This window comes from Pseudoalteromonas prydzensis (genome assembly GCF_011050055.1).
GTDB classification, from domain to species: domain Bacteria; phylum Pseudomonadota; class Gammaproteobacteria; order Enterobacterales; family Alteromonadaceae; genus Pseudoalteromonas; species Pseudoalteromonas prydzensis_A.
Window position 1 is genome coordinate 40672 of sequence record NZ_DRGM01000026.1, and the last position, 12787, is coordinate 53458.

At 41.6% G+C, this 12787-nt stretch carries 8 protein-coding genes; 3 read left to right on the forward strand and 5 right to left on the reverse strand.

Annotation, left to right across the window (positions count from 1 at the left end; all coding sequences use genetic code 11):
* Window positions 1–2: 2 nt before the first annotated feature.
* Window positions 3–2021, reverse strand: a complete 2019-nt coding sequence (locus ENH88_RS02205; protein WP_304178968.1) for an SUMF1/EgtB/PvdO family nonheme iron enzyme — start codon at window positions 2019–2021, stop codon at window positions 3–5.
* Window positions 2022–2301: 280 nt separating this feature from the next.
* Here ENH88_RS02205 and ENH88_RS02210 point away from each other — a divergent pair, with 280 nt between their 5' ends.
* Window positions 2302–3156: a 1-aminocyclopropane-1-carboxylate deaminase/D-cysteine desulfhydrase gene (locus ENH88_RS02210; protein ID WP_304178970.1), complete on the forward strand. Its 855-nt coding sequence runs from the start codon at window positions 2302–2304 to the stop codon at window positions 3154–3156.
* On the opposite strand, the gene ENH88_RS02215 is transcribed toward ENH88_RS02210, so the two are convergent.
* From ENH88_RS02215 to ENH88_RS02225, 3 genes are all read right to left on the reverse strand, one after another.
* Window positions 3153–4889 carry an EAL domain-containing protein gene (locus ENH88_RS02215; protein ID WP_304178972.1) on the reverse strand — a complete coding sequence of 579 codons (1737 nt, stop codon included), beginning with the start codon at window positions 4887–4889 and terminating at the stop codon, window positions 3153–3155. The genes ENH88_RS02210 and ENH88_RS02215 overlap by 4 nt on opposite strands.
* A gap of 276 nt (window positions 4890–5165) precedes the next feature.
* Entirely contained in the window at window positions 5166–5888 is a 723-nt protein-coding gene (gene ssb / locus ENH88_RS02220) for a single-stranded DNA-binding protein (RefSeq protein ID WP_304178974.1), read from the reverse strand.
* A gap of 20 nt (window positions 5889–5908) precedes the next feature.
* Complete coding sequence (locus ENH88_RS02225) at window positions 5909–7276, reverse strand: MFS transporter (RefSeq protein WP_304178976.1); 1368 nt, start codon at window positions 7274–7276, stop codon at window positions 5909–5911.
* A gap of 164 nt (window positions 7277–7440) precedes the next feature.
* On the opposite strand from ENH88_RS02225, the gene uvrA reads away from it, so the two are divergent.
* Window positions 7441–10266, forward strand: coding sequence for an excinuclease ABC subunit UvrA (gene uvrA / locus ENH88_RS02230; RefSeq protein ID WP_304178978.1), 2826 nt, complete (start codon window positions 7441–7443; stop codon window positions 10264–10266).
* Window positions 10267–10308: 42 nt separating this feature from the next.
* On the forward strand, window positions 10309–11355 hold the full coding sequence (locus tag ENH88_RS02235) for a hypothetical protein (protein ID WP_304178980.1): 1047 nt from the start codon (window positions 10309–10311) through the stop codon (window positions 11353–11355).
* A 1143-nt stretch (window positions 11356–12498) separates the two neighbouring features.
* Here ENH88_RS02235 and ENH88_RS02240 read toward each other — a convergent pair.
* Window positions 12499–12787, reverse strand: a 289-nt coding sequence (locus tag ENH88_RS02240) for a hypothetical protein (protein ID WP_304178982.1), incomplete at its 5' end; no start/stop codon positions are given.

Genomic DNA, 12787 nt, shown 5'->3' on the forward strand with positions numbered 1-12787 from the left:
TTTTATCGTTCGCGTACTAGACGAAAACCGATATAATTTGCACGAAAGTCCGGCGCCAAAATCAAACGAGTTGAGGCGCGAGCTAAACTAGGCGCAAAATTCCACGCCCCACCGCGAACAGTCACATCCGCTTGATCAGCCGACTTATGAGTCCATTCCCATACATTTCCTACCGTGTCGTAAAGACCAAACGCATTAGGTGCAAACGAGCCAGTTGGCGCTGCACTTTTGTTTGACCATTCACTACCACACCAACCACAATTGGCTAAATTTTTACCTATTTCGTTACCCCATGGGTATTCAGTTTTGGTGCCAGCGCGTGCTGCATACTCCCACTCAACCTCATTGGGTAACCGATATTGTTGACCTGTTTGACCTGACAACCAATCAGCATATGCTTTTGCATCGTTGTAAGTTAAACACACAGCAGGAAAATCACTGTTTTGCTCAAAACCTGGATTGCGCCAATTTAAATTAACTTCCCAAACTGGTTCGCCATTTAAGTAATAAGCACAACCACGATTACGTTCAGCTTCTGTTTTATAATTGGTATTAGAAACAAATTGCTGATAAGCGCCCACGGTCACTTCTTTATTCTGCATAGCAAATGAGCTTGCAATGGTTTTTTCTACAACTGGACGTTCATTGGCAAGACCATTACCGTTGATATCGCCCATTTCAAACTTACCAGCAGGGATCACAACCATTGCCGCAGCAGCGTTATCACCTAGCGCAGTACTGGTTACTGGTGTCGTATTACGTTGCTCGCTAGTGTATGTCGGTGCAGCAATCGACTCAGGCTTTTTTACCAACTTAGCATGAATGGTCTGCGGCTTTCGCAAGTCAACACGCACGCGATAAGGTTGATACCCTTGCTTACGCACTTCAACATCATGAATACCACTTGGTAAAGACGTTGCTAAACGAGTTGAGCCAAAACTTACACCATCAATAAACACTTCATCGTCATAAACATTTGAACGCAGCGTAAGTTCAATCATTTTATTTGCATCTAGCTGCGGCTTCACCGTTGGCATAGGTTTAACTGAATAATCGTGTATCGGTTGTTCGCTCATACGCGACACCGAAACGTTGGTATTATCCTTACTATCACTGAATGTTAACTGACTATCTGTAAAAGTCGTATCGTAACTGCTTTGATATCCAGTGCTAAGCGGCGTGCCGTACTCTGAACAATAGCGGTTATCAACAGTTAATAAGCTACACAAACGACTACTATTTACATCGCCACGCATAGTGACACTTAAGTTTACGTTGTAGTTACCTTGGCCACTAAACGCACTATTGACCACATGGCTACTTAAAACCTGTACCTGTGCACCCGCCATATTACGCTTAGGTTCTACTAGGCGCTCTTCAGTTAAGTTAGCAAAAATTTGGTCTACAAAACGCTTGGTCGCTTTTTGCAAACCCATTTGCTGACCACGTTGCTCACACGCTGCTAACGTTTCTGTACGTTTACAGTTGATAGTATGGTTAACTTCTAATGTGCCTTCACGGGTAAATTCATTACGTAAGCGTTCAACTCGGGCTGTTGTTAATTGTTCTTTTAAGCTTTCGAGTGTATTTAGCTGGGTATGTTTTGCTACGCGAATTTGTTCAATGTCTTTGCGGTGGGATGCAATTGCCGCCAACTGCATCGCGATATCATCTTTATTTTGTTTATGATCAACCACAGCCTGCTGATAGCGCGCTTGTGCTGCACTAATATCAATACTGGGATCGTCAATTAAACGACGATACATTTCATTCATGGCATCAAGTGCTTGATTTTTTTCTTTGTCTAGCTCGGTCGAACGAGTTCGTAATAAATCTAGTTGACTCTGTAACTGACTTTCTTCTTTTAAGTGTTTTTCAAGTATCTGTGTAGCGTTATCGTATTCAGCTTGTTTAATACTGATCTCAGATTCAATTCCAGTTACTGTGGCTGTATCTTGTGCAAATACACTCGATGCAAACAAACTAGCTGATATTAATAGAGACAAAGGAGCAATTCGCATATATTCCATTCCCAAAAAGCGGCAATTATTTGGTCATTATTTATTTTTTATAATTAAACTCTTATGCTATGTACTTGCAAGGCAAAACACAAGCTTTGTTCAAAAATTATCTGAGTTTACAACTATTACCGTACTTCATGCCAGTAAATTACCATCACATAGTATGAAAATAGCCCCTTTTCTTGTTCATAGCTAATTTGTTAAACTTATGGCCCATTTATTTTAAGTTGTCACTGTGAATTTAATACCTGAGTCTGCACTGCAAAGAATCACTTGCCCCATGCTAAATGAAAAAAAAATATCCTTATCAGTAAAACGTGACGATCTTCTACATCCGTTAATAAGCGGCAATAAATGGCGAAAATTAAAATATAACTTAACTGCAATGAAAACAGAGGGAAAAACAGAATTAGTTACTTTTGGCGGTGCTTTTTCAAATCATATTCATGCCTGTGCTGCCGCAGGAAAGCAGTTCAACTTGAAAACCCATGGCATTATCCGTGGCCCTGAACTTGATCAGCAAAACCCGACCTTAAAGTTTGCCAAACAATGCGCTATGCAGCTGCACCCAGTTACCCGTTTAGAGTATCGTGAGCGACACAACCCTGATTATTTAGCGCAATTGCAAACACGTTTTCCTAACGCCTACATACTGCCAGAAGGCGGCACAAACAAAGCCGCTCTGCTAGGCTGTAAAGAACTTGCGCAGTCATTACCTAACGCTGATTATGTTATCTGCCCAACCGGTAGCGGGGGCACGCTAGCTGGATTAATTGAAGGTTGCGATAACACCACTCAGGTTTTAGGGGTTGCGGTATTAAAGCAAGCTGATTATCTAGTGGATGAAATCAAATCTCTTAGTGCAATTGCTATGCAGCAGCAAAACTGGCAATTACTCACCCAGTTTCATGGTGGTGGTTATGGCAAGTTTAGCCCTGAACTTTGGCAGTTTTGCCAAATGATGCAAACTCAACATCAACTACCGCTCGAACCAATTTACTCAGGAAAAATGATGTACGCTTTATGGCAGCTAATAGCTCAGGGTTATTTTCCTGAAGGCAGCCGGATCATTGCTATTCATACCGGCGGCCTACAAGGGTTAAATGGACTGCGTTACCGTCAGTTAATAGGTTAATTTACCATTACATTAGTAAACTCTTGCAAAGGCTCTGTAAAGTAAAACCCTTGCGCACCAATGACGCCCTGCTTTTTAAGCATATTGAGCTCTTGTTGCGTTTCCACGCCAACACCGTATACAGGTAAGTTTATTCGCTCAGCACTCACGACAATTTGACGCACCATTTTTTGCTGCGTTACATTTTTATCAATGTTGTGAATTAAATCGTAGCTTAATTTTAATCCTTTTATCCCTTTATAGGACGCCAATAAAGCGATTTTATCGTGCGATGCAACATTATCAATTAATACTGAGCTACCCACTGATTTAATCGTACTAAAAGCAAATTTCAAAAGCTGTTGGTGTTGATAAAAATCCACTTCAGATATTTCAAACTGTAGTTTAGCAGCGCCTTTTAGGTTTTTCATTTTCTCGCCAAACCAATGCCAGTAGCCATCATCAAACCAATTAAAAGCATGTAAGTTAATACTAACCGTCAAAGAACTTGGCTCACTTTTTAATAACTTAATAACTTGCTCCAATACTGTTTTATCCAACAAGGTAATTGCGTCATCACTTTTCAATTGCGGGATAAATTGCCTAGCCGACAGCATGCCTAGTGATTTATGACGTACTCTGATCAAAGCTTCATGCTGTAATATATCACCACTGGCAAATTCAAACAGCGGTTGAAAAAATAACATAAACTTCTTTTTGCCAATGTAATCAGACAGATTCTCAGAACTATTTGCCAGCACTGTTGACCGTGTGTAGTTAAATGGCACACGGTGAATATGCTGCCAAGCACTTTGCTTTGCGAGTGTTAATGCTGATTTTGTTAATTGATAAACTATCGTTTGGTCAGCACCATCACGGTAATTACATACCCCTATTTTAATTTCTTTACGGGATAGATCACCGCGATAAAGCAAAGATGCTTGGTAAATCGTTTGATGTAACCGCTTGGCGTAAGTATCAACATCGGCCTGCGGTATATTCTCTAAAGTAATTGCCAAGCCACCTGAAGATAGTAACTTCACAGATACCCGAGATAACTCTTTAAAGCCTTTGACTATAATAACTTTAAAATGACTTTCTAAGTCCACATTAGCTGGAAATGGCTGTGCCCAATAAAGTAGAGCAAAGAGGTGGTTGTGATTATTTTGAATGCCGTACATGCCCGTGATCACAGCATCTTCTCTAGCTACCTGTTGGTGCTTAGTCGCAACGGCATTGCTGTCACCAATCGTAATATTATGAAGGGGTAAGTTAACGGGCAATTGAGTGTGCGATGCTTTAAAATCGCTGATTTCAGCAACCGTATCGCGTCGTTTGAAAAGCACCCGCCACCAGCGATAGCCCCATGTAATAGCGCCAATCATCACTAAATTCAATAAAATAAATAGCGGGCTTTCTATAACCCAAAAAGGCAAATGGTAAAGCTTTAAACTAACCGTTTTATATTTATAGATATCACTCTCTTGGGCCATAAAAGCAGAAAAATGAAACGGCATACTCTCTGGCTCAAGCATAAAACCATGCTCGCCAGCAAGTGCTGCAATGATGTCTCTATCTGCGATTTGCTCCAGTTTTAAGTTATATACTTGCTTTGCTAATTGACTGCCTTCGATGTGTACTTTTTGATGCAATATCTCGCCTAATAAGAGATTAAATACCGTCAGTAAAAGCATAAAAGCAATCACATAAATACTTAGCATCCGTACTTGTGCATTTTTAAATTGAGTCACCATGGCTGTTACGCTGTTTGTACTAATAGCTCAAGTGTTGTTCAAGATCCCTATAAACACAAGGCTACAGCATGATTAAAGATAATTTTAGATTCGATAAATCGAGCAAAAAAGCCAAAACTGGCGTTTTTTTAAAGACCTATGAATTTGCAAATTTCAAATAAAAAATGTAACCGGAGCAAGTGCGTGGCAAGTTAAATTTGTTGGCATGCATTTTTTACCAACAAAGATAAAAAAAGGGCCTGTAAAAACAGACCCTTGAAAATAATTACTGATAATTTAAAACGGGATATCGTCATCAAAGTCGATTGGTGGTTCCATTGGGTTTGATGCGCCGCCTTGTGGAGCATTTTGTGGCTTAGGTGCAAAACCACCTTGTGGTTGCCCGCCACCTTGTGGAGCATAGCCGCCACTTTGGTATTGATTACTTTGCTGTGGTGCTGCAGCAGGTTGCTGACGAGCAGCTGGCGCTTGTTGTGGTGCTGGCGCATAACCACCGCTTTGCTGTGGTGCACTTTGCTGTTGAGTGTAACCACCTTGTTGTGGTGCGCTTTGCTGTGGAGCGCTCTGTTGCTGGCCGTAACCAGCTTGAGATTGACCGCCTTGGCTGTGCTGTTGGCCACCTTGATAACCGCCACCTTGCTGATCACCACCACGGGCACCTAGCATTTGCATTTGGCCAGTAAAGCCGTCTACCACGATCTCAGTGGTGTATTTCTCTTGGCCTTGTTGGTCAGTCCATTTACGGGTTTGAAGTTTGCCTTCAACGTAAATTTGTGACCCTTTACGGCAATATTCACCTACAATTTCAGCTAACTTGCCAAAAAACACAACACGGTGCCATTCTGTTTTATCAACCATTTGACCGGTGTTTTTGTCTTTATAGCTATCTGACGTAGCCAAGGTAATATTCGCTACACCATTGCCGTTAGGCATATAACGTACTTCTGGATCTTGACCTAAATTACCAACCAAGATTACTTTGTTCACACCGCGTGCCATGGACCTTTCTCCTATAAACGTTATATTAAACCAGCCGCTTTGCGGGCTTGGTCTAGGTCAAATTCTTTATCATCAATCTTTAAATAGCTACGATTTTCATCGCATACTACCGTTGCTTCTATTACACCTGGTAAAGCAACTAAACGAGACGCAAGGGTTTGCGCTTGCTGCTCATTACTTAATTCTGTCATTAAGCTTATCATTTTACTTCTTGGCGGGACTTGCATATTCCACGCAAGGATAAGCCATATTAACCCAACAACTGCGGCCGCGGCAAACACTGCTTGCGGCGTTGTTGATTGCGCAACGTAACCTCCTAAAATACCACCTAAAAAAGCACCAAAAAATTGCCCAGACGAAAATACTCCCATCGCCGAGCCTTTTTGATTGGCAGGTGAAAAGCGCGATACCAATGCCGGCATGGTCGCTTCTAAAAAGTTAAACGCGACAAAATAGGCCAACATACATAACGCCATGCCTATAATACTATCAACCCATAACGCCATTGCCGTCATACTCATAGTCAATAACGCAACTGAAGCGATAAAGGCCTGCTTTTCTTTTTCTTTGCGAATGGCGATGATCATCATAGGTGCCATTAACAAAAAGCCAAAGATCAACACCGGAATATATATTTGCCAATGTGCTGATGCGACCAGGCCATTGGCAATCAATTGCCCAGGTAGCGCAACAAAAATAGTGGTTAGGGTTAAATGGAGCAACATAATGCCCACATCTAAACGTGCTAATTGTGGGTGTTTAATAAGCTTTTTAATATCAGTAAAGCTGGCTAGCGTATCGCCTTTGGGCGCCTTATTAACGGCTTTTGGCACTAAAAATAGCACGATAAAAATACCAAGGATAGCCAATGCCGCCGTCAACCAAAATATACCCGCAATGCCCCAAGCCGCGGCGACCATAGGCCCAAGCAACATGGCGACAGCAAAGCTCATACCAATACTCATGCCGATTACGGCCATCACTTTTGGTCGTTGTTCGTCACGACTTAGATCAGAGGCAAAAGCAAGTAATGAACTGGCAATCGCCCCCATTCCTTGTAATGCACGTCCTACAGTGACCATTTGCAAGGAATCAGCAGTGGCTGCAATAACAGAGCCCACAGCAAACAAACATAAACCACCAACAATAACTTTTTTGCGGCCTATTTTATCTGATAACCAACCCATAGGTATTTGTAACAGCGCTTGTGTTAAACCATAAGCACCAATAGCAATACCAATCCATAACGGTGAAAACCCAGCTAAATCTTGTCCATAAATAGCCAGCACTGGCATTAACATAAATAAGCCAAGCATACGAAATGCAAACACACTCGCGAGCGATACTGCGGCGCGTTTTTCTCGTGAATTAAGTGAAGATGCTGTCATGATTCGCGTGTTCTTGCTGTCTATTAAAATTCGAGCAGGGATTCTAGCACAAGCTTAACAAGAAATAATCGTTTCAAACTGATGATTTTTCATTGATCAAGGATTAATCTTCGCACGTATTATGAGATACTCAGTAAATCAATTTGGTAATGAAACGAGATAGCATGGAAAACATTGAAGTCCGAGGCGCCCGCACGCACAATTTAAAAGACATCAGCCTAACCATTCCCCGTGATAAATTAATTGTTATCACCGGGCTATCTGGTTCAGGTAAATCGTCTTTAGCATTTGATACCTTATATGCAGAAGGGCAGCGTCGGTATGTAGAATCTTTATCGGCCTATGCCAGACAATTTTTATCTTTAATGGAAAAACCGGATGTTGATCATATTGAAGGGCTGTCGCCAGCAATTTCAATTGAACAAAAATCAACGTCACATAATCCTCGCTCCACCGTTGGTACCATTACCGAAATTTATGATTACTTACGCTTAATGTTTGCCCGTGTTGGTGAACCGCGTTGCCCTACTCACGATTTGCCACTCGCTGCACAAACCGTGAGCCAAATGGTCGACACTGTTTTAGCGTTCCCTGAAGGCAGTAAATTGATGTTACTGGCTCCTGTGATAAAAGAACGCAAAGGTGAGCACGTTAAGTTGTTAGAGCAACTTGCCAGTCAAGGTTATATTCGCGCCCGTATTGACGGCGAAGTATGCGACCTCTCTGATCCACCGACTTTAGAACTACATAAAAAACACACTATTGAAGTCGTAGTTGACCGCTTTAAAGTTAAAGATGGTTTACAACAACGCTTAGCTGAGTCGTTTGAAACCGCGTTAGAGCTGTCTGCTGGTGTAGCAACAATTGCCTCGATGGATGATTCAAGCGCCGAAGAGTTACTGCTCTCTGCTAACTTTGCTTGCCCAACTTGTGGCTATGCGATGAGCGAACTCGAACCACGGTTGTTCTCGTTTAATAACCCGGCGGGCGCATGTCAAAGTTGTGATGGTTTAGGGGTTCGTCAATATTTCGACCCAAATAGAGTGATTCAAAACCCTGAGTTAAGTTTATCTGGTGGGGCAATCAAAGGCTGGGATAAACGCAGTTTTTACTATTTTCAGATGCTGCAAGCGGTTGCTGAGCACTATAAATTTGATTTAGAAATGCCCTTTCAGGAACTGTCTAAAGACGCTAAAAAAATCATTTTAGAAGGTTCTGGCGAGACAAAAATTGCTTTTAACTACCGCAACGATCGAGGGGACTTAATAACTCGTAACCATGAGTTTGAAGGCGTGCTCAATAATATGAACCGCCGCTATCGTGAGACCGAATCAAATTCAGTGCGCGAAGAGCTGGCTAAATACCAAACCAGCCAAGCGTGCCCAAGTTGTAAAGGTTCGCGCCTACGCCAAGAAGCGCGCAGTGTATTTATCGGCCAAACTAACTTACCCGCTATCACCAGTATGAGTATTGGTGAAGCGATGAGCTTTTTTGAGCAACTAAGCTTAACCGGTCAAAAAGGCCAAATAGCTGAAAAAATCTTAAAAGAAATTCGCGATCGTTTATCGTTTTTGATCAATGTCGGCCTTAACTACCTTTCATTAGAGCGCAGTGCCGATACTTTATCTGGCGGTGAAGCGCAGCGGATCCGCCTAGCCAGCCAAATTGGTGCTGGCCTTGTTGGCGTAATGTATGTGCTTGATGAGCCATCGATTGGTTTACATCAACGCGATAACGACCGCTTATTAAAAACCCTTATCCACTTACGTGATCTCGGTAATACCGTGATTGTAGTTGAGCATGATGAAGATGCGATCCGCGCCGCCGATCACATTATTGATATTGGCCCCGGCGCTGGTGTACATGGCGGCTATGTAATAGCTCAAGGTACCCGTGATGATATTTTGGCCAGTGCAGAGTCTGTCACAGGGCAGTTTTTGTCGGGTAAACGCAAAATTGAAGTTCCCAAAGAGCGTCATAAAATCAACGACAAGTGGTTAGAGCTGTTTGGCGCTAGCGGTAATAACTTGAAAAATGTCGATTTAAAAATACCTTTTGGTTTGATGACTTGTATTACTGGTGTATCAGGCTCTGGTAAATCAACGCTTATCAACGACACTTTATTCAAACTCGCGCATACCGAACTAAATGGCGCAACCACCGCCGAAGCTGCACCATACAAATCAATTAGTGGCCTTGAGCATTTTGACAAAGTAATCGATATTGACCAAAGCCCCATTGGCCGTACGCCACGCTCAAACCCAGCCACATATACCGGTATTTTTACTGGTATCCGTGAGTTGTTTGCGGGTACGCAAGAATCACGCTCGCGTGGTTATAAAGTGGGTCGCTTTAGCTTTAACGTTAAAGGTGGTCGTTGTGAAGCCTGCCAAGGCGATGGCGTAATTAAAGTCGAAATGCACTTTTTACCGGATGTATACGTGCCGTGTGATGTCTGTAAAGGACAACGTTATAACCGCGAAACGCTCGAAGTACAGTACAAAGGTAAAAACATTCACCAAGTGCTTGAGATGACAGTGGAAGATGCGCACGACTATTTTGATAAGATACCCGCCATTGCACGCAAACTAAAAACCTTAATGGATGTCGGCTTGTCGTATATTCGCTTAGGTCAAGCAGCGACTACGCTCTCCGGTGGTGAAGCGCAGCGGGTTAAACTCGCCCGTGAGCTATCAAAACGTGATACAGGTAAAACCTTGTACATTTTGGATGAGCCAACTACAGGCTTGCACTTTGCCGATATTGAGCAATTATTAGTAGTGCTGCATCGCCTACGCGATCATGGCAATACTATCGTAGTTATTGAGCATAATCTTGATGTAATAAAAACAGCCGATTGGATCATTGATTTAGGTCCTGAAGGTGGCGCTGGCGGCGGTGAGATCCTCATTGCAGGCACGCCAGATGAAGTAGCCGAATGTGAGCGTTCACATACCGGTCACTATTTGAAACCCCTATTATTAAAATAGGGCTTTCCCTTTAAGTACTAAGGTTGGCCGGTGTTAAGATATATGAAAATCGCCAGATGGCATGCAAACAAACAGCTGAGGAAACAACAGCAAAATTTGCAACCTCATAAGCTGCGCTTTTATGAGCAAGGTAAAGCTATTTGGTTTAATCTTAACACCGCACAAAAGCTCTATTTATTGGCACTGCTCTGCCTAATTATATTTCAAAGTGGGTGGCTGTGCGCAGCTATCACCATAGTAGCGCTTACCATTGAGTTTTGGCCTAAGTTCAATAAGCTCTGGCATTCACTGGCTGGCAAAGCACTTATACTGATATTTTATGCCAGTATCGCCAACTTTGTGCTGGCCGACGCCAGTGGCATCGTCAATAATGTTACTCATGTTTCTGCAACACATTTTAATTACACCCACAATTTCGCCACACTACTTTACTTACCGCCCTGGGCGCTGGGTATCTCTTTATCGACATTACTATTATTGCAATTGATATTACCGTTTTACATTTTTGCGCTATTAATAATCAAGCCATTTGGTTCGCAGCGGGTAAAGTTTATTAGCCAAAGCTATTCACCTTTGCTTACCGCTTCTATACGGTTCTTTTTATCAACCATTGTAATAATCAATCTAATGTCTTTTGTTGACGACAAAGACACCGATGCCGTTATTGATGACATTGTAAGCAACTTCGTTAGCAGCAAAGCGCTCTCAAGCCAATCACTAACAGAGCAACAAGAAGTTGAAGTTGTCGAAGAGCTCAGCCAAAAAATACATGGACAACTGCCAAGTGAGGATATTACAGAAACACCTCCCGCGCCGCCCATAACCAACATGGAAGAAGATGAAACCACTCAATCCGTGCGATTATTCTTTAACACAAAAGGTTACTTTGAACGCAGCAAACGCTTAATTGCTATGTTTGCTTACACCTACGAAGCAGATCAGTACTCCCGTTGCAAAAAATCAGACGACAGTAAAGCAATTGAGATTAACGACTACGAAATTGTTGAAATTGCACCAGATAACAGCAAACCTTACGGTTACAGTTTTACGGTAAAAGCCTGCCAATCGCCGGGTATTAAAGCGCCATAGCGGGCTTGTAATGGTACAGTGATTTTGGTCACCCATTAAGAAAAAAATGTTAAAAAAACTTTATGATGGGTGTCTTCTTTGTATTCATTTATTAATACTTTTTCGCCGTCTTTAAACTAAAAACCAGTAACCAAAATAAATAAAAATTCAACACATTTAATAAGATGAAGGCACCTTTTTGATTATAGAGGTCATCCGTTTTGTGGCCTTTAAAGTCCCAGGTAAAAACCCAGCCAAATACCCAAAAAAGCAACATGCTCAATAGAACAACAAAAGCTAGGATTATCTTGAGGCGAACAACCCAATTGCTAGGGCCAAAATAAACAAAGCCAAACCCTTTCGTTAAAAAAAATAACTGACACACGTATATTGGCATATCAACCAGCACACAAAAGGCAAGCCAATTATAAAAGTCGGGCTTTGCAGAGGCATTATTGATATTTATAAAGATCGGCAATCTATTTAATAGCTGAATCAAATCGACTGACAAATAGCTCCACTCAAATAACAAAAAACAAAAAGTGCTTACCAATAAAACCAGAGTAAAATGACAGAGAATAGCTCCCTTAAACTTATAAGATAAATACACTTCATCGACGGTTACATTAATTCTGCTCATAAGTCACATCATCCACTAAATTTGATTTCCTTCAACACCATCTTAATTAAAGTCTAGTCCCTTGCACTAAAACTGAACACAGCACTAAGCGATGTTCTTTAGTTAAAATACTTCTGAGCTGAGATAGCCCAGAAGTACTATGCCTTCTTGATTTGTTGTAATCAACTTCAATGTATTAAGATACCGCTTGGCGTATTGTTTTACACTTCATAATTATCTCGCCATGTGTGATGGTTTAATGAAACTGGGTGCCAGCGAGCAACGAGCCATAGCATGTGGGAGCACTAGTATCAAAGTACCAAAAGTAAGCGTTGGAAGTGAGGTCCTTGTAGAAGCTCAAAAACAAAAGGAATTAATATTGCTCTAGGTAATGACTATTTAGCTTCATGAGGTTTAACGTTACTTAGAGATATTTGGATAAATATTTATTACGGAAGATGAACCGCCCATTGCACTTTATATTTAATAAAAAGTGCTTGATGGGTGATGTAGGCCCTGGAGGTTAGAGATCTCCGGCTACCCGATTAGGCTTTTTTGTAAACGAAAAAACGAAATATTAAAGCTTGAAATAATGCTGCGAGACCAAGCAACAACGAACCTTTATAAAACAAGCACGGTATAACAAATACAATTGGCAAAGCAGCGTAGTATAAATAAGAACCATTAGTATATTTGCTTATTACAAAATGGAGAGGGAATCCAATTACTAACCATCCAGCAATAGAAATAAGCAAATACACACCTATGTATAGCAATAGCGTAACAACAAAACCTAAAATATCGTTCTCTGATGATGTAAAACTATTAATTAAA

What these genes read in the sequence shown, in the direction of transcription:
- ENH88_RS02225 (WP_304178976.1), bottom strand. Translation starts at nt 7,276, where the DNA reads ATGACAGCATCTTCACTTAATTCACGAGAAAAACGCGCCGCAGTATCG.
- ENH88_RS02210 (WP_304178970.1), top strand. Translation starts at nt 2,302, where the DNA reads ATGCTAAATGAAAAAAAAATATCCTTATCAGTAAAACGTGACGATCTT.
- uvrA (WP_304178978.1), top strand. Translation starts at nt 7,441, where the DNA reads ATGGAAAACATTGAAGTCCGAGGCGCCCGCACGCACAATTTAAAAGAC.
- ENH88_RS02235 (WP_304178980.1), top strand. Translation starts at nt 10,309, where the DNA reads ATGAAAATCGCCAGATGGCATGCAAACAAACAGCTGAGGAAACAACAG.
- ENH88_RS02205 (WP_304178968.1), bottom strand. Translation starts at nt 2,021, where the DNA reads ATGCGAATTGCTCCTTTGTCTCTATTAATATCAGCTAGTTTGTTTGCA.
- ssb (WP_304178974.1), bottom strand. Translation starts at nt 5,888, where the DNA reads ATGGCACGCGGTGTGAACAAAGTAATCTTGGTTGGTAATTTAGGTCAA.
- ENH88_RS02215 (WP_304178972.1), bottom strand. Translation starts at nt 4,889, where the DNA reads ATGGTGACTCAATTTAAAAATGCACAAGTACGGATGCTAAGTATTTAT.